The 16,634-nt window shown below is 68.8% G+C and carries 16 protein-coding genes; 11 read left to right on the plus strand and 5 right to left on the minus strand.

The window, feature by feature from the left end:
* Positions 1–963 precede the first annotated feature (963 nt).
* The gene (locus ACZ5IK_RS09420) at positions 964–1,485 is read right to left on the minus strand and encodes a GNAT family N-acetyltransferase (protein WP_465487303.1); all 522 of its coding nucleotides are present in this window, start codon (positions 1,483–1,485) and stop codon (positions 964–966) included.
* Between the two features lie 40 nt (positions 1,486–1,525).
* On the opposite strand from ACZ5IK_RS09420, the gene ACZ5IK_RS09425 reads away from it, so the two are divergent.
* The 7 genes from ACZ5IK_RS09425 to ACZ5IK_RS09455 all read left to right on the plus strand — a co-directional run bounded on the left by ACZ5IK_RS09425 (position 1,526) and on the right by ACZ5IK_RS09455 (position 8,146).
* Positions 1,526–2,089 carry a helix-turn-helix domain-containing protein gene (locus ACZ5IK_RS09425; protein ID WP_465487304.1) on the plus strand — a complete coding sequence of 188 codons (564 nt, stop codon included), beginning with the start codon at positions 1,526–1,528 and terminating at the stop codon, positions 2,087–2,089.
* A gap of 10 nt (positions 2,090–2,099) precedes the next feature.
* Positions 2,100–2,909, plus strand: coding sequence for a DUF3626 domain-containing protein (locus ACZ5IK_RS09430; protein ID WP_465487305.1), 810 nt, complete (start codon positions 2,100–2,102; stop codon positions 2,907–2,909).
* Positions 2,910–2,914: 5 nt separating this feature from the next.
* Complete coding sequence (locus tag ACZ5IK_RS09435) at positions 2,915–3,325, plus strand: secondary thiamine-phosphate synthase enzyme YjbQ (protein ID WP_101609575.1); 411 nt, start codon at positions 2,915–2,917, stop codon at positions 3,323–3,325.
* Between the two features lie 71 nt (positions 3,326–3,396).
* A complete protein-coding gene (locus tag ACZ5IK_RS09440) occupies positions 3,397–4,083 on the plus strand; it encodes an HAD hydrolase-like protein (RefSeq protein ID WP_465487644.1) in 687 nt (228 codons plus the stop codon).
* Positions 4,084–4,092: 9 nt separating this feature from the next.
* Entirely contained in the window at positions 4,093–5,022 is a 930-nt protein-coding gene (locus tag ACZ5IK_RS09445) for a DUF8017 domain-containing protein (RefSeq protein ID WP_465487306.1), read from the plus strand.
* A complete protein-coding gene (locus tag ACZ5IK_RS09450) occupies positions 5,019–5,885 on the plus strand; it encodes a DUF8017 domain-containing protein (protein WP_465487307.1) in 867 nt (288 codons plus the stop codon). Before ACZ5IK_RS09445 ends, ACZ5IK_RS09450 begins: the two co-directional genes overlap by 4 nt.
* 71 nt (positions 5,886–5,956) lie before the next feature.
* Positions 5,957–8,146, plus strand: a complete 2,190-nt coding sequence (locus tag ACZ5IK_RS09455) for a bifunctional lysylphosphatidylglycerol flippase/synthetase MprF (protein WP_465487308.1) — start codon at positions 5,957–5,959, stop codon at positions 8,144–8,146.
* Here the strand turns inward: ACZ5IK_RS09455 and ACZ5IK_RS09460 are convergent.
* Together ACZ5IK_RS09460 and ACZ5IK_RS09465 are read right to left on the minus strand one after the other, a co-directional pair.
* A complete protein-coding gene (locus ACZ5IK_RS09460) occupies positions 8,083–9,021 on the minus strand; it encodes a DUF8017 domain-containing protein (protein ID WP_465487309.1) in 939 nt (312 codons plus the stop codon). The genes ACZ5IK_RS09455 and ACZ5IK_RS09460 overlap by 64 nt on opposite strands.
* Complete coding sequence (locus ACZ5IK_RS09465) at positions 9,021–10,769, minus strand: proline--tRNA ligase (RefSeq protein WP_465487310.1); 1,749 nt, start codon at positions 10,767–10,769, stop codon at positions 9,021–9,023. The genes ACZ5IK_RS09460 and ACZ5IK_RS09465 overlap by 1 nt, the downstream gene beginning before the upstream one ends.
* Before the next feature lie 126 nt (positions 10,770–10,895).
* On the opposite strand from ACZ5IK_RS09465, the gene ACZ5IK_RS09470 reads away from it, so the two are divergent.
* Together ACZ5IK_RS09470 and ACZ5IK_RS09475 are read left to right on the plus strand one after the other, a co-directional pair.
* Entirely contained in the window at positions 10,896–11,249 is a 354-nt protein-coding gene (locus ACZ5IK_RS09470; protein ID WP_465487311.1) for a VOC family protein, read from the plus strand.
* Between the two features lie 31 nt (positions 11,250–11,280).
* Positions 11,281–12,183: a 2-hydroxyacid dehydrogenase gene (locus ACZ5IK_RS09475; protein ID WP_465487312.1), complete on the plus strand. Its 903-nt coding sequence runs from the start codon at positions 11,281–11,283 to the stop codon at positions 12,181–12,183.
* Between the two features lie 6 nt (positions 12,184–12,189).
* Here the strand turns inward: ACZ5IK_RS09475 and ACZ5IK_RS09480 are convergent, their stop codons facing one another.
* Entirely contained in the window at positions 12,190–13,125 is a 936-nt protein-coding gene (locus tag ACZ5IK_RS09480; protein ID WP_465487313.1) for an aminoglycoside phosphotransferase, read from the minus strand.
* Positions 13,126–13,198: 73 nt separating this feature from the next.
* Positions 13,199–14,167 carry a GNAT family N-acetyltransferase gene (locus tag ACZ5IK_RS09485; RefSeq protein WP_465487314.1) on the minus strand — a complete coding sequence of 323 codons (969 nt, stop codon included), beginning with the start codon at positions 14,165–14,167 and terminating at the stop codon, positions 13,199–13,201.
* Between the two features lie 59 nt (positions 14,168–14,226).
* On the opposite strand from ACZ5IK_RS09485, the gene yaaA reads away from it, so the two are divergent.
* The gene (gene yaaA, locus ACZ5IK_RS09490) at positions 14,227–14,982 is read left to right on the plus strand and encodes a peroxide stress protein YaaA (RefSeq protein ID WP_465487315.1); all 756 of its coding nucleotides are present in this window, start codon (positions 14,227–14,229) and stop codon (positions 14,980–14,982) included.
* Between the two features lie 87 nt (positions 14,983–15,069).
* Positions 15,070–16,521 (plus strand): trypsin-like serine protease, encoded by a 1,452-nt coding sequence (locus tag ACZ5IK_RS09495; RefSeq protein WP_465487316.1) that lies wholly within the window; start codon positions 15,070–15,072, stop codon positions 16,519–16,521.
* Positions 16,522–16,634: the final 113 nt, after the last annotated feature.

Below are 16,634 nucleotides of genomic sequence, written 5' to 3' on the forward strand. Positions count from 1 at the left end.
GGGGGGTCCGCTTTTTTTTTTTTTTTTTTTTTTTTGGTTGTGGTGGGTGGGGGGGGTTGCGCCACACCCCCCTCTACCCCCCCTTTTTTTCGGACCTTTTCCTCCCCCAACACCGTCGTCCCGGGTGGCCTGGTGCCTGCCCCGGGGCAAGGGGTCCTTCGTGGCATCGGGCGCGGCGAAGGAGGACTACAACTCCTTGACTGTCCTCAAGGGACACTTTCCGCGATACGGGCGTCCATTTCAGGTGCTTTGCGTATTTTGCGACCGGGGTCGTGAGTGGCAAAGAGGGTTAGAACCCAATGCCACGTAGCTTAAGTTGATCCTGGAATGCGCCCTTCGATGACTGTCGCTCTGATCGATCAGGCTGGATAAGTCGCCAGCGCCGAACTCGGGGCGCGATCGTCTACAGAGGACGCCAGCCGGGATCGAAGTGCCTGATTTGGGCGCTTTGCGTAGTCGTACGAGAGGGTCGTGAGTGGTAAAGAGCGTTCTAACGCTCTTTACCACCCACGACCCCTTGATGGAATTGCCCATTCAGTAGCAAATCGGACATCCGGTCAGCGACAGGTGTCCACAGTGGACGCCTGGCACTGGTCGGCTCCCATCAGTCAGGGCAACCAAGCATGCGACCTGCGACAATCGTCACCAGCGGTGATCAAGATCTGCCCAAGATCAACTTAAGCTACGTGGCATTGGGTTAGAACCCTCTTTACCACTCACGACTCTCTCGACAACCTCACATCTAGCTATCAATCGGACATTCAGCCGCCAGAAAGTGTCCCCTGTGGACACACGGGAACGACTGGCGCTCGCAGGCCAGTCCAGACCACGCCGCGAAGGCCACCTCTCGACCTTGAAGCCAGCGAAGGGCCCTTCGTCGCAGAGGCTCGGTCACGCCACATTTGACTTACCCCTCAATAGAACCGGCATTGCCACTCACGCCCAACCAGCGCCGTCCACGCCCTACCGCGGCTCCACCGGCACCCCGTCCACCTCCGGCAGGCACAACTGCACCCAAGCGACATCCCGCCAAGCCCCGTGCTTGTACCCGATCCGCTGGTAGGTCCCCACCGGCTCGAACCCCATCGCCGCGTGCAGCCCGGCGCTCGCGTCGTTCGGAAGCACCATCCCCGCGCAGAAGTTCCGGAAGCCACGCGACGCCAGCCTGTCCAGCAGCGCTTGGTAGAGCGCCCGCCCGCCGCCGGTCCTCCGGCGGCCGAGCTCCAGATAAACACTGACCTCGCAAGACCAGCGATAGGAAGGACGGCCACTGAAAGGGCCTCCGTAGGCGTAGCCGGCGACGCGGCCTTCGCCGTCTTCGAGCACGAGCCACGCGTGTGATCGCTGCGCCTTGGCGATGCGCTCGGCCATCTCGTCCGGCTTCGGGGCCTCGGTTTCGAACGAGATCACCGTGTCGGTGACATACGGCGCGTAGATCTCCGCGCACGCCGTCGCGTCGGCTTCCGTCGCTTCCCTGATCACCATGGCAATGATAGTAACCGAGACTGCCACTATAGTGAGCAGCATGTCGGATCCCTTGTCCGCGTCGCTCGCCGCGACGCTCCAGTCCGCGAGACTCGACCAGAACCTCTCGGCCAACGCCCTCGCCGAGATGTCGGGCGTGTCCAGGGCGATGATCGGCAAGATCGAACGCGGCGAGGCACAGCCCACGGCAGTCCTGCTCAGCAGGCTTTCGGCCGCGCTCGGGATGACGTTGTCCGAGCTGATCGCGCGCGCCGAACACGGTGACCGGCGGCTCGTGCGCGCGGCCGATCAGCCCACCTGGACCGACCCCGACACGGGGTACGTGCGCCGTGCGGTGTCGCCGTCGCTCGGCGGGCCGCTGGAACTGGTCGAGGTCGTGCTGCCCGCGGGCGCCGAAGTCGCCTTCCCCGCGCACACCTACGCGCTGACCCACCACCAGATCTGGGTGCTCGACGGGCATCTGAGGTTCCGGGAGGGCGACGGCGAGCACGAACTCGACGCGGGCGACTGCCTGCAGCTCGGCAATCCGCAGCCGTGCGCCTACGTCAACCCGACGGCCGGACCGGTCCGATATTTGGTCGCCCTCGCCCGGCGGCACGCCTGATACTCGGGTGATGAGACCCCTGGCCCTCTCCTACGTCGCGGCGAAAGCGCGCGGCGGGCACGAGGCCGGGCTGCCGGTGACACTGCACTTCCATCCCGATAGATCCACAGTGGACGGACGGTCGATCCTGGCCGCGATGGCGGAGGACGGTTTCTACCGCAACCAGTTCGAAACGGGGACGAGCAACGGCGGCTTGACCGCGCACCCCGGTGGAGATCGCTGGCGGTGGGAGAGCCGGATGTTCGGTGGCGCCTACGACGACGCGCCACCCGCCGAACGGCCCAAGTACGGGGCGCTCGACTTCCGGCGTCGCGCGGTGGGCGGGGCGCCGAGGTTCGGCTCGGCGCATTTCCGGATGGCGGCGCACACCATCGGGCGGACGACGTTCTGCTATCCGGACAGCGTCCTGCGTCCGGCGGATTTCGGTTACGGCACCAGGGTTTCCGCGCTGATCGCACTGGCCGATCAGGACGACGTGGATCTTCTCGACGACTACATCGAGGCACACGTCCACGGTCCGGTCCAGCTGACGACAGACGTCGAAGCCCTCGTGCTCGACCCGAGCCATCGCGGCACCGACGTCGAAAAGGCCGCGCTCGGGCTCGGCTGCCCTGTCGAATGGCATCCGGGATTCCGCCTGTCGACCCGAGAACTCGCACGGCACCCCGCCTACCGGGGTCCCGAATTCGTCGAACTCGGCCTTGCCTTGGCGGAAGACGGCTACCTCGATCCGCGCGTCCTCGGCGACGCCCGCCACGTCGACCAGCAAGCGCTCAAACGCGTTTGGCACTACGTCGCGCGCTTCGGGGCACTACCGTGACGGGCATGTACTCCACGGAGATCGAGGTGCGCACCGGCAGCGTGGCCGTGGTGCACGACCTGACCAGGGACGCCGAGTCCTTCCTGCGCGACGCGGACGCCGAGGACGGGATCCTGCACGTCTTCGTCCCGCACGCGACGTCCGGGCTGGCCATCCTCGAAACCGGCGCCGGCAGTGACGAAGACCTGCTCGCGGCGCTCGACGACCTGCTCCCCCGCGACGGCCGCTGGCGGCACCAGCACGGCAGCCCCGGTCACGGCCGTGACCACGTCCTGCCCGCGCTGCTGCCGCCGTACGCGACGATCCCGGTGCTCGGCGGGGTGATGACGCTGGGCACCTGGCAGTCGGTCTGCCTGGTGGACACCAACCTGGACAACCCGGTCCGGCGCGTCCGCTTCAGTCTCCTGGAAGGCTGATCAGCAGAAGTCAACAGACGTTGAACAAACTCGCCGGTACCGTCGACCGCGTGACTACTCCGCACCGGCTCGTGCTGTGGGACATCGACCAGACCCTCGTGGACCTGCGCGGCGTGGGTGCCTCCTGGTACACGACCGCGCTCGCCGAGGTCGCGGGTGTCGAGCTGCGGGCGCTGCCCCAGTTCGGCGGCCGCACCGAACGCGCCATCAGCGCCGACATCCTGACCTCGCACGGCGTCGAGCCCACCGAGGAGAACGTGCGCAAGCTCTGGCTCGCGCTGATCGCGGTCTCCGAGAGCCACGCCCCGACACTGTCCACGAGCGGCCGCGCACTCCCGGGCGCCAAAGACGCGCTGAACGACTTCGCCACGCACGGCGGCGTCGTCCAGACCCTGGTCACCGGCAACCTGCCGGAGATCTCCGTGCACAAGCTGACCGCGTTCGACCTGCACGAGCACGTGGACTTCGAGATCGGCGGCTACGGCTCGCTTTCGGCGCACCGGCCCGATCTGGTGCCCGCCGCCGTCGGCCACGCTTCGGCCAAACACGGCACCGAGTTCGCGCCCACCTCCGTCGTCGTCATCGGCGACACCCCGGACGACGTCCGGGCCGCGCTCGACAACGGAGCCGTCGCGGTGGCCGTGGCGACAGGGCAGTTCAGCGCGGAGGAGCTGGCCGACGCGGGCGCGCACACCGTCCTCGGCGACCTCTCCGACCTGGCAGCGGTGCGCGCGGCCGTATTCGGGGGCGCCAACTAAGCTCGCTCCATGGCATACCCAGGCGGCAACGGCTGGCCGGAGCAACCGCAGCAGCCCTACCAGCAGCAACCCCCGCAGCAGCCGGGGTACACGCCGCAGTACGCCCAGTACCCGCAGGATCCCCAGCAGCAGTACCAGGGGTACCAGCAGTTCCCGCAGCAGACGTACCAGGGCTTCGCGCCGGAACCGCCGAAGAAGAGCAAGACGGGCCTGTGGATCGGCCTCGGCGCGCTCGTCCTGGTCATCGCCGTCGGTGCCACGCTCTTCTTCGTCCTGCGAGACGGCGAAGACCCCCAGCCTCAGGCCGGTCCTCCGCCGTCGTCGGCGCCGGTGCCGCCGTCGTCCTCGGCGTCGAAAGCGCCACCCTCGAGCAGCGGGGCGCCGAAGGACAACAAGGTCCCCTCGACGACACCCGGCTGGCAGGGGGTCCTGTCCGCCAAGGACAAGGTCGCCTACGACCTGCCCGCGTCCGGCTGGGAGATCAAGCCCGGCCAGCTCGTCGGGTACGAGGAGGGCGAGTTCAAGATGGTCGTCCACGAGGCGTCGACGTACAAACTCGGCGCCTGCCCGGATGCCCGCGGCTCGAACCGCGGCGTCGTCGGGTTCGCCACCGCGGACCAGATCCCGGTCGAGAACGCCGCCAGGGGCGCCGTCCGGCTCTGGATCCAGTCCGCCACCGGCAAGGCCGACGTGCCGCTGCCCGAAATCAAGCAGGTCCCGATCGCGGGCGGGTCGATCCAGGCGGTCAGTTCGACCGGGACCTTCACCCCGCTTGAGACCGAGGAGTGCCGGGCGCCGAGCGTGAAGATCACCTCGGCCGCGTTCAAGTCCGGCGACCAGACGATCTGCTTCGTCATGGCCCTCGACCAGGGAACGCCCGACGCGCTGCCCGACGCGGACGCCCAGAAGATCCTCGCGAGTTTGAGGCCGCAGCAGTGACCGGCCCCGGTGGGCACCCCGGCGAACCGCGACTGTGGTTCGTCGATCCGCTCACCGGGCAACCGCTCGAAGACGAAGCCGAACAGACGAGGCCGCTACCGGCCGTCCAGGACGTCACCCCGGCCCGCCGCCGCCCCCGGCTCCTGCCCGCGCTGGGCATCATCGGACTGATCGTCGTACTCGTCGTCGGCACGACGGCGACCTACCAGGCCAGGACCGCGGCCCCGTCGCCGCCCGCGCGGGACCTAGCCCTGCCGGACCCGGTGTCACCCAGCCGGATCGAGCCCGTGATCGAGGGCTGGCAGCCCGTGCTGTCCGACGATCACCCGCTCGTCTTCGACGTCCCGCCGGACTGGAAGCTCGAAGAACCCGACGTCGCGGTCGGGTACGAGACACCGGCGGGCGAACTCGTCACGTTGCAGGGCGTCGCCCGGTACCAGCGCGACTTCTGCCCCGGCTCCGACCTCTCGGCACGGGCGGTGGCGGGCTTCACCACCATCGACGAGGGCGAGGTCGGAAGCATCACGCAAGCTGCGGAAGAAACGACCCTCCGCTGGGCCGAAGCCGCGTACGGCTCCATCAGCGGCGGGCGGGCCCCGAAGACCGAAATCGGTGAGGCCGGACCGGTGACCGTCCTCGGCAGCGGCACGATCGCCACCTCCGTGACCACCACCGTCGTGCCCACCGCGGACGGGCCGTGCTCGCCCCCGTCCGTCGCGATCACCGCGATCGCCCTGCCCCTGCCCGCACTGCCCGGTTCCGGCCGCTACCACGTCCTTCTGGTGCTGGCGGACCAGGAGATCCCCGATCCGGTAGCCAGGGACATCGTCCTCAAGATGGGTGAGAGCATCCGTCGCGAGTAGCACTCCCCTAAGGGAAATATGGGTCCCGTGCCGGATGTGTCCGACCGGCTCCCGCGCCTACCTTGATTCCCATGCCAACAGGGGGAAGCGGGACGGCCGCGCCGGGCCGGACGCACAAGATCGCCACGGTGCTGAGGCACCGGCTGCCTTTCACGACCCTCGTCACGGTGACCATGCTCGCGCTCGCCTTGGCCACGGGCGCGCTCTGGTCGGCCGCCGAGGATCGCGCGGTGTACCCGTACATCGCCTACGGGCTGCCGTCGCTCGAATCAGGCCGGTGGTGGACCGTGCTCACCGGACCGCTGTTCGCGGTCGTCCCGCTCTACTACCTGCCGATGGTGCTCAGCTTCGCGTTGTTCGCCGGGTTCGCGGAATGGCGGCTCGGCACGCGCCGGGCGATGGCCGTCGCCATCGGCGGTCAGTTCGTCAGCGTGCTGGTCGCGGTCCAGTTCCTCGCCCTGAGCCGCAACTCCGGCTGGGAGTGGGCGGAACGGGTCGCGGGCAGCCTCGACGTCGGGTTCTCCGGGGGCGCGCTCGCCGCGGTCGCGGTCGCCAGCGCCACCCTGCGCCCGCCGTGGCGCCTGCGGTTGCGCGCCGGGCTGTGCGTCTACGCCGGGATCGCGATCATCTTCGTCGGCACGCTCGCCGACCTCGTGCACTTCTTCGCCCTCGTCCTCGCCCTGCCGTTCGGCCGCAAGTTCGTCGCTTCGAAGGATTCCGTCCGCGAACGGCGGCCGAGCCTGCGCGAGTGGCGGTTCTACGTCGTGGCCGGCCTGCTGGTGCTGACGGTCGCCGAACTGGTGATGTCGTTCGTGCCGGGCAACGGTCCCTTCGGTTCGTCCGAGGAACTTTCGCTGTCCACCTGGGAAGTCGTCGTCCTGTGCCTGATCCTGGTGCCGATCATGAACGGCCTGCGCAAGGGCAGCCAGGTCGCCTGGTGGTGCGCGATGATCCTGACCTCGTTCGTCATCCTCCAGGTGATGGCCTACGGAGGGGTGCTCGCGCTGGCCGAGGTCCTCGGTGAGGACACCGGGCTTTCGGATCCGCCGCTGTTCTTCGTGGACAATCTCCTGTGGACGGTCGAGTTCGCGCTGCTGGTCTCCTCGCGGGGCGCCTTCCGCGTGCCGTCACGGCGGAAACGCCGCCGCCTCGGCCGGATGGGCAATCCCGCGCTGGCCCGCACGCTGCTCAGCCGTCACGGCGGAAGCACGCTTTCGTGGATGACGACGTGGCCGCAGAACTCGTACTTCGTCGCCGCGGACGGCAAGTCCTACCTCGCCTACCGGCGCCACGCCGGTGTCGCGATCGCCCTCGGCGACCCGATCGCCCCGGACGGCGCTGGCGACCGCACGATCGCCGAGTTCATCACGATGTGCGAGAACACCGGCCTTGTGCCGTGCCTGTTCTCCGCCACCGGCGAAACCACCGCCACGACCAAGAAACTCGGCTGGAAGCACGTCCAGGTCGCCGAGGACACCCTGATCGAACTCGAGACGCTGGAGTTCCGCGGCAAGCGCTGGCAGGACGTCCGGACCGCGATCAACCGCGCCAAGAAGGACGGCATCGAGTTCCGGCTGGTCCGGCTCGCCGATCAGCCCCGCGCGGTGATCTCGCAGGTCCGCGCGATCTCCGAGGAGTGGATCAGCGACAAGGGCATGCCCGAAATGGGCTTCACCCTCGGCGGGGTCGACGAGGCGATGGACCCGGAGACCCGCGTCGGTCTCGCCGTCGACGCCGACGGCGTGGTCCACGGCGTGACGTCCTGGCTGCCGGTCCACACCGGTGCCGGCGCGATCGGCGGCTGGACGCTCGACGTCATGCGCAAACGCGCCGACGGATTCCGCCCGTCGATGGAGTTCCTGATCGCGTCGTCGTGCCTGGCCTTCCGCGAAGAGGGCGCGAAGTTCGTGTCGCTGTCCGGTGCCCCGCTGGCGAGTTCCGGCGAGCCCGCGCACGCCGTCGAACGCGTGCTGGACGCGCTCGGCACGATGATGGAGCCGTTCTACGGCTTCCGTTCACTGCACGCGTTCAAGGCGAAGTTCCAGCCGCGCCACGTCCCGCTGTACCTCGCGTTCCGCGACGAGGCGGATCTGCCGCGGATCGGGATCGCGCTCGGCCGGGCTTACCTGCCGAACACGGGCCTGCTGCGGCTGGCGAAGCTCGCGCGTTCCGGCAAGAAGCCCCAGCCCCAAAGAGATCAGCGCAGCGTCGAAGGCGGCGGCGTGATGGTCTTGCGGTCGGCTTCCGGGACGCCCCGGTAGGTCTTGAGGATCTTCAGGATCTGCTCGCGATCCGCACTGCCCTGCTGGTCTTGGTCCGAATAGACGAGCAGGGCGGCGGACGCGTCGCCCATGTCCACCGCCTGCACGCCGACGAGGGCGCGCTTCGGGATACAAGTCCCGGTGTACCCGAGGGTCACCTCGGCGATCAGGATGTTCGCGGGGGCCTTCTTGCCGGTGCCGAGCGTGAACTCCGCCTGCTGCGGCGGGTCCGCGACGATCTTGGCCGACAACGGGCCTTCCTCGGGGTTGTACGCGCTCACCACGAGGTCGTACAAGGCCTTGTTCGCGGCGCCGGGCGCGTCGGCGACCTTCACGGTCGTCAATCCGCTGCCCCCGATCCTGCTCCCCTTGACCGCCGGGCAGTAGTCGTCGCCGACGAAAGCGCTGGAGAACATCGAGATACCGGGGACGAGCGCGGTCTTCTCCCAGCCGTGGATCGTGCCGGGTTTCGGCGTCCAGTTCGGCGGAACGTCATAGGCGACGAGACCGTCGGCTCCGGCCACCGACTGCCAGCCGTCGGTCACCGGCGGCGCGACGACGCGCGGCGAAGGCGTGTAGACGACCGGCGCGCGGGTGGTCGGCGTACTGCTGCTCGACGACCGGTCCGAGCCGTTGTTCGCCAAGGCCGCGACAGCGATGACGCCGAGCGTGGCGAAGAAGCCGTACATGGCCCTTCGCCCGCTTCGCGACATCGGCTGCTTCGCCGGTTTCGGGGGTTCCAGCGTGGGTTCTGACACGGGTTCGACAGGCGACGGCGTGTAGCCGGGCGAGTCCGAGGGCTCGTAGCCCCCGAACCCGCTCAGCGCCTGTTTGTCCTCATAGCCCGGGGAGTCCCCGCGCTTTTTGCCGAACATTACGAGCGGACGAGCTTGACCAGGTGCTCCACGACCGCGTCGACGGCGATCTCTTCGCGATCTCCGGTGCGGCGGTCCTTGACCTCGACGACACCGTTCGCCAGACCGCGGCCGACCACCAGGATGGTCGGCACGCCGACGAGTTCGGCGTCCGCGAACTTCACGCCCGGGGAAGCCTTGCGGTCGTCGAGCACGACCTCGATCCCGGCGGCGTCCAGTTCGGCGGCGAGCTTCTCCGCGCCGGCGGCGATCGTCTCGTCCTTGCCCGCGATGACGACGTGCACGTCGAACGGCGCGACCTCGCGCGGCCAGATGATGCCGAGATCGTCGTGGTTCTGCTCGGCGAGCACGCCGACCAGCCGCGAGACGCCGACACCGTAGGAACCCATGGTGATGCGGATGGGCTTGGAGTCCGGGCCCAGCGCGTCCAGCGAGAACGCGTCGGCGTACTTGCGGCCCAGCTGGAAGATGTGCCCGATCTCGATGCCGCGCGCGGCGACCAGGGTGCCCTTGCCGTCGGGCGAGGCGTCGCCTTCGCGGACCTCGGCGGCCTCGATGACGCCGTCACCGGTGAAGTCGCGGCCCGCGACCAGGTCGACCACGTGGTGGTCGCGCTCGTCGGCGCCGGTGACCCAGGCGGTGCCGTCGACGACACGCGGGTCGAGCAGGTAACGGACGCCGTTGTCCTTCAGCGCCTTCGGGCCGATGTAGCCCTTGACGAGGAAGGGGTTCTTCTTGAAGTCCGCTTCTTCGAGCAGCTCGAACTCGGCGGGCTCGAGCGAGGCTTCGAGGCGCTTCGTGTCGACCTCGCGGTCGCCCGGGAGGCCGATGGCCAGCAGCTCCCACTCCTTCGCGCCCGGCTGGCGCGTCTTGACCAGGACGTTCTTGAGCGTGTCCGCCGCGGTGAAGGTGCGGCCGAGGTCCGCGTCGTTCAGGAACGCGACCAGCGACTCGATGGTCGGCGTGTTCGGCGTGTGGTGGGTCTTCGCCTCGGGAAGGCCCTCGATCGGCTTGGCCTCGGGAGCGGGCGTGGTGACCGCTTCGACGTTGGCCGCGTAACCCGATTCGGTGCTGCGGACGTAGGTGTCCTCACCGGTCTCGGCGACGGCGAGGAACTCCTCGGAGGCCGAGCCGCCCATCGCGCCCGAAGTCGCCTTCACGACGACGTACTCGATGCCGAGACGGTCGAACAGCTTGGTGTACGCCTGACGGTGCAGCTCGTACGACTTCGCGAGCCCCTCGTCGTCGAGGTCGAAAGAGTAGGAGTCCTTCATGACGAACTCGCGGCCGCGCAGGATGCCGGCGCGGGGACGCGCCTCGTCGCGGTACTTGGTCTGGATTTGGTACAGGACGACGGGATAGTCCTTGTACGAGTTGAATTCACCCTTCACGGTGAGCGCGAAGAGCTCTTCGTGCGTCGGGCCGAGAAGGTAGTCGGCGCCCTTGCGGTCCTTGAGACGGAAGAGCGCGTCGCCGTACTCGGTCCAGCGGCCGGTGGCCTCGTAAGGCTCCTTCGGCAGCAGCGCGGGGAACTGGATCTCCTGCGCGCCGAAGGCGTTCATCTCTTCGCGGACGACGTTCTCGATACGGCGCAGCACCCGCAGGCCCAGCGGCAGCCAGGAATAGCCGCCCGGGGCGACCCGGCGGACGTAGCCGGCACGTACCAGGAGCCGGTGGCTCGGTACCTCGGCGTCCGCCGGATCCTCACGCAGGGTGCGAAGGAACAACGACGACATCCTGGTGATCACTTCTGGGCTCCTCGCTGGAATTACCTGCTGAGACGTTCTGCGCAGCGTAGTCACCCCGCCCCGGGGCGGTTCAACCGGTTATCGCGGGCGCTCGGTTTTGTCGGTGGGTGCCGCTAGCGTGCCGCCATGGGTATCGAACTGGGCATGATCACGATCGACTGCGCGGATCCGCGCGGGCTCGCGGCGTTCTGGACGAAGGCACTCGGGGTCGAGGTGGACCAGGACCACGACGGCGAGTTCCTGATCCTGCACCCCAAGACGGAGCACGGACCGATGTTCGCGTTCCAGCGCGTGCCGGAGCCGCGGGTGGGCAAGAACCGGGTCCATGTGGACTTCGTCGCCGAAGACAGAGAGAAGGAGGTGGAGCGCCTGACCGGACTGGGTGCGAAGCAGGTGGACGAGCAGAAGATGCCGGGTATCGCCTGGACGGTGCTGGCCGATCCCGAAGGCAACGAATTCTGCGTCGCGACCCACGGGTAGCGAGGGCGGTCCCGATGGTCAGAATGGCGGCATGACGGAGCGAGCCATCCTGCCCTGGGCCGACATCGAGCTACCGAAAGGCCTGGGTGTCCGGCTGTACGACGGCATCGGACCGCTGCCGGAGGGCGGCCTCGACGACGTCGAGGTCTACGTGCTGCCGTACGACACCGGGGCGGAGCCGACGAAGCTGATCGACAGGCTCCCGTCGCTGAAGCTCGTGCAGTCGCTTTCGGCCGGGGTGGAGAGGCTGGTCCCGCTGGTGCCGACGGGGGTGAAGCTGGCCAACGGCCGCGGCCTGCACGACCTCAGCGTGGCCGAGCACGCGCTGGCGCTGATCCACGCGTCGCAGCGGGATCTGCCGCGCTGGTTCGCGCAGCAGGCGACGGGCTCGTGGGCTCGCGAACACACGCGTTCGCTGGCCGACAGCCGGGTGCTGCTGGTCGGCCACGGCTCGATCGGCCAGGCCATCGAGCGGCAGCTGGTCGCGGCCGAAGCGGTCGTGACCAGGGTGGCGAGCACGGCGCGTCCCGCGGAGCGGGTCCACGGCGTCGGCGAACTGGCGGCGCTGCTGCCGTCCGCCGACATCGTGGTCCTGATCCTCCCCGAGACGCCCGCGACGACGGGACTGTTCGGCGCCGCGGAACTCGCCGCGCTGCCGGACGGAGCCCTGGTGGTGAACGTCGGGCGGGGCTCGGCGATCGACACCGCGGCGCTCACCGCCGAGACCGTCACCGGGCGTTTGCGCGCGGCACTGGACGTCGTCGATCCGGAGCCGCTGCCCGCCGGGCATCCACTGTGGACGGCGCCGGGGGTCGTCATCACACCGCATATCGCGGGCGGGTCGGCGTCGTTCTACCCGCGCGCGAAGCGGCTGGTGGCCGAGCAGCTGCGCCGGTACGTCGCCGGGGAAGAGCCGCTGAACGTGGTCGGCTGAAACTCCCTAGGGCCAGGGGGTGCGGTAGGCGAGCCAGTCACGCATGGCCGCGGCGAGACGGCGCTGCGCCGCGCGGACCCCGGTCGTCGCGGGTGGTTCCGGAAGCCGGCACGCGCGTTCGGCGTGCCCGGCCAAGGCGATGCCGAACGCGGTGACCGCCCACACCGGGACGCCGGACAGCACGGGGCGGCGCCGCAGCAGGCGGTCGACGTCGGCGGGCTCGTGCCCGGCGTCGAGCAGATACGGCACGAGCGCGACCAGGTCGAGCCAGCCCGCGCCTCTCGCCGGATAACGCCAGTTGGTGACGAGCACCCGGCCCGGTCCGGTCCGCACCAGGTATTCGGGCTGGATGTCGTTGTGCAGCAACGTGTCCCCCGCCGACCAGGGATGCCACGACGTCTCCAGCTGGACGAGCCTGTCGAGGTTGCGGACGGCCCAGCCGTCGAGGTCGCCGGGCGGCTCCTTCGCCAGTTCGTGCCAGCCGCGCAGGAGCGGGCCGAGATCGTCGAGGGCGTCCGGGACATCGGGCAGTGGGCAGGGCGTGAGCGTGCGCCCGAGCGCGCCGAAAGTGGCCAGGACAGCGGAGATGTCCGGCGACCCCGGGCGCAGGTTCGGCCTGGTGCCGTCGAAATCGGCGAAGGCGAGCACCAGCCAATCGCCGTCCACAAAGGACAGCAGCTTCGGCGTGGGTGCCTCCGGCGGCAGCCGTCGCGCGATGGCGGCCTCCGTCCGGTAGCCGCCCGCGCGCGGGCTGTTCGCCGGGATCGCCTTCAGGAAGACCCAGCGATGACCGCGGTCGAGCTCGAGCCTCGCGGAGACACCGCCGTCGAATTCCGGGGTCTGCCACAGCGAACGGCGGACGACCGACCCGAGCTCACGCTCCACGGTGTCACGCGTCGCCGAAGGCAGGTCATGCCAGCCGAGGCGTGCGGAAACCGGCAACGCCCTACCACCCCCAGCGATCTCTCCGAGAAGATCGACTGTACCCAAATCCACCCTTTCGGGCGACAACCGGTCAGGTCGGAACGGGCTTCACGTACCCGGCCCAGCGCTGATGCTCGCTGAAGCCGACACGTTCGTAGACACCGAGGGCGCGGTGACTGTTGTCCTGATCCACGTTGAGCGAAGCCCGCTGGAAGCCCTTCGCTTTGGCCTGGATGATCGTGTGCCCGAGCAGCGCGCCCGCGATTCCGCGCCCGCGAAGGGCCGCGTCCGTCGCGACATGACTGACATACAGGTCCTTCACACCCGTGGCGGCCTCGTCGGAGGCGAAAAAGGTGCTCAGCACCATCGCGACCACTCGGTCACGCTCCGGGCTCAGCAGCAAGAACGACAGGTCCGGCTGGAAGTCCTTCGCGCCGACCACCAGATGCCGCCAAGCCGCCGGAGACTGCTCCGTGCTCCCCCAATGATCCGCGAAAGTCTCGTTGCGGGACCGAAGAGTGAAGGCCTCGTACTTGTCTTCGTACGTGACGAGCGGGAACTCTTCGGGCAGCGGCTTGACCGGCGGGATCGAGCCGAGGTCGGCGCGCATGTCGACGAACCACCGGGCGTGCTCGTACCCGGAGTCGACGAGGACCTCGGAGAGCCAGCGCTGCTTGGTGTTGGCCGCGGCGTGCAGTTCCAGGGGCACATCCGGGTGGGACTTCGCGTGGAGGCGCTTTCCCGCCTCCACGAACCAGCCGGTGAGATGCGCGGCGATCGCGTCGTCGCGGTACTCGGGGTGAACGAGCGTCTCGACCCGCATCATGTGCACCGGATCCGCCGCGTCACGTTTCCTGAGCAGGCCGTACGCGACCAGCTTGCCGCCGTCCCAGGCGCTGGTGGACGCCGTCGGCAGGTCGACGGTCGGCGAGCCGATCTCTTCGGCGAGATCCTCCGCGCTGTAGTGCTCCTCGATCGGCTCGACACGCTCCGCCTCGGCGAAGGTCTCGGCCAGTCGCGGCATGTCGTCCATGGTCAGCGGGCGCCAGGTCAGGCTCATGCGGACGAGGCTAAGCCCGCGCCTCGGGGTGACGCACTTCATTTAGTTACGCTTCCGTGGTGCTCGTGCTGCTCCCCCCTTCCGAAACCAAGGCCGCCGGCGGCACCGGCGCGCCGCTGGACCTCGGCGCCCTGTCGTTCCCGGAACTGAATCCGACCAGGGCGAAGCTGGCCGACGCGCTCGTCGAACTGGCGGGCGACGTCCCGGCCAGTGTCGCCGCGCTCGGCATCACGCCACGGCAGGCCGACGAGGTCGCCCGCAACGCCGAACTGTGGACCTCGCCCACGATGCCGGGGCTGCGCCGCTACACCGGGGTGCTCTACGACGCGCTCGACGTCAAGTCCTTCAGCAAGGCGACGCTGGCGAAGGCCGAGAAGCGTCTCGCCGTCGCTTCGGCGCTGTTCGGGGTGGTCGCGGCGACCGACCCGATCCCCGCGTACCGCCTTTCCGGCGGGAACGCGCTGCCGTCGCTCGGGACCATCCGCAGCGTGTGGAAGCCGACGCTCGAACCGGTGCTCCAAGGCATCGAGGGGCTCGTCGTCGACCTGCGCTCCGGGACCTACTCGGCGCTCGCGAAGCTCCGGCCGGACGCGGTGACCGTGCGCGTCGTGACCGAGGACGCCAAGGGCAACCGGACGACGGTGAGCCACTTCAACAAGGCGTACAAGGGGCGGCTGGCCGCGGAGCTGGTGAAGTCCCGCAGCGAACCGTCCACTGTGGAACAGCTGATGCGGGTGCTGTCGAAGGCGGGCCTCGACGTCGAGCGTACCGGTGACCACAGCCTGGAGCTGCTCACCGGAGACGGGCCGCATTAGTTCAGTACCCCTACGGGCTTCTTCCTCGATTGTTCCGCCGGTGGCACATGCGGAAAGTGATTTCCAGCCATCTGGAAAGGAACAACCGTGAACAGAAGACAACGGCTTCTGGGGATCGCCACCGCCACCCTCGGCTGCCTCTCGGTCCTCCTGCCCGCGCCTGCCGCGGCCGCGAACCTGCCCGCCGTCACCCCGACGGACCAAGCGATCGTCCCCGGTGGACTCCACACGAACTCCATCGGCGGCACCCCCGCCTCCGTCAAGGACCACCCGTTCATCATCGCGGGTCTGCGCGAAGGCGGGACGCGGCCACAGGGCCAGACCTGCACCGGCTCGGTCGTCGCGCCCCGCAAGATCCTGATCGCCGCGCACTGCAAGGACGCCGCGGGCGCGAAGTCGTTCCTCTACGGGCTGGACGATCTCAACGCCGGTGGCGGAACGAAGATCGGCGTCGTCAGCTATGAAAAGCACCCGAAGTACGTCAACTTCGACCAGGGGTACGACGTCGCGGTGGTCACCACCGACGCCGACATCCCGGTGCCGGGCGGTCAGTACGCGAAGGTCGCGACGTCGGCCGACGCGGACCTGAACAAGCCGGGCAAGTCCGGGCTCGGGCTCGGCTACGGCAAGAAGAACCACGACGACAGTCCCGCGAACGTCGAACTGCACAAGTTCACCCTGCCGATCGTGCAGGGCAGCAGCTGCAACGGTGTCGGCGCGGGCTTCAAAGACGCGACGATGATCTGCAGCGGCTACAGCGACGGCCACGTCACGATCCTGCCGGGTGACAGCGGCGGGCCGCTGGTCGTGGACGGCAAGATCGTCGGCGTCGCGTCGTGGAGCCGCAGCGACTTCAAGTGGTACAGCGTGTACGGCAGGCTCAACAACGACATGGGCGACTGGGTCAAGCAGCAGATCGGCGAGCCGAACAACCCGGAGACGTTCTCCCTCGCGGTGACACCGTCCTCGCTCAAGGTCGAGCCGGGCAAGTACGTTTCGGCCACGGTGACCAGCAAGCCGGGCAAGAACGGCGCGGAGAAGGTCGACCTGAGCGCGTCGGGGCTTCCGGACGGGGCGAAGGCCACGTTCCAGCCCGCGTCCATCACCTCGGGCGAGTCGGCCAAGGTGAGCATCGAGGTTCCCGCCGGGACGGCCGAAAAGGACTACGCGGTCACGATCTCGGGCAAGGGAACCACCGACACGGCGACCGCGAAACTGACGCTGACCGTCGGTGAAGGCGGGCCGCAGCCCGGCAACCTCCAGGTGAGCGTGAGCCCCGGCAGCGGGACCGCCCAGCCCGGGTTCTTCAGCAACGTCACGGTTTCCGCCACCGGCGGGACCGGAACGATCACGCTGTCGGCTTCGGGACAGGGCCTGCCGTTCGCGCCGTTCTTCAACCCGAAGACGATCTCGAGCGGCGGCAGCTCGACCATGCAGGTGGTCGCGCCGTTCCAGCGCGGCACGTACCCGGTGACCGTCACCGCGACGGACTCGGCGGGCAAGACCTCGACGGCGACCTACACCCTCACCGTCCAGTAACCCCGCTTTGCGCGTGAAGGCCCCCTTCCTTCGGCTCAGCCGAGGGAAGGGGGCCTTCCCGCGCTCGACGTCCGACCCCGTGGTGTTGTTTGGTCGTGCGCCACCCGACCTTA

The organism is Amycolatopsis sp. NPDC031561 (assembly GCF_055580625.1).

What these genes read in the sequence shown, in the direction of transcription:
- ACZ5IK_RS09420 (WP_465487303.1), bottom strand. Translation starts at nt 1,485, where the DNA reads ATGGTGATCAGGGAAGCGACGGAAGCCGACGCGACGGCGTGCGCGGAG.
- ACZ5IK_RS09425 (WP_465487304.1), top strand. Translation starts at nt 1,526, where the DNA reads ATGTCGGATCCCTTGTCCGCGTCGCTCGCCGCGACGCTCCAGTCCGCG.
- ACZ5IK_RS09430 (WP_465487305.1), top strand. Translation starts at nt 2,100, where the DNA reads ATGAGACCCCTGGCCCTCTCCTACGTCGCGGCGAAAGCGCGCGGCGGG.
- ACZ5IK_RS09435 (WP_101609575.1), top strand. Translation starts at nt 2,915, where the DNA reads ATGTACTCCACGGAGATCGAGGTGCGCACCGGCAGCGTGGCCGTGGTG.
- ACZ5IK_RS09445 (WP_465487306.1), top strand. Translation starts at nt 4,093, where the DNA reads ATGGCATACCCAGGCGGCAACGGCTGGCCGGAGCAACCGCAGCAGCCC.
- ACZ5IK_RS09455 (WP_465487308.1), top strand. Translation starts at nt 5,957, where the DNA reads ATGCCAACAGGGGGAAGCGGGACGGCCGCGCCGGGCCGGACGCACAAG.
- ACZ5IK_RS09460 (WP_465487309.1), bottom strand. Translation starts at nt 9,021, where the DNA reads ATGTTCGGCAAAAAGCGCGGGGACTCCCCGGGCTATGAGGACAAACAG.
- ACZ5IK_RS09470 (WP_465487311.1), top strand. Translation starts at nt 10,896, where the DNA reads ATGGGTATCGAACTGGGCATGATCACGATCGACTGCGCGGATCCGCGC.
- ACZ5IK_RS09475 (WP_465487312.1), top strand. Translation starts at nt 11,281, where the DNA reads ATGACGGAGCGAGCCATCCTGCCCTGGGCCGACATCGAGCTACCGAAA.
- ACZ5IK_RS09485 (WP_465487314.1), bottom strand. Translation starts at nt 14,167, where the DNA reads ATGAGCCTGACCTGGCGCCCGCTGACCATGGACGACATGCCGCGACTG.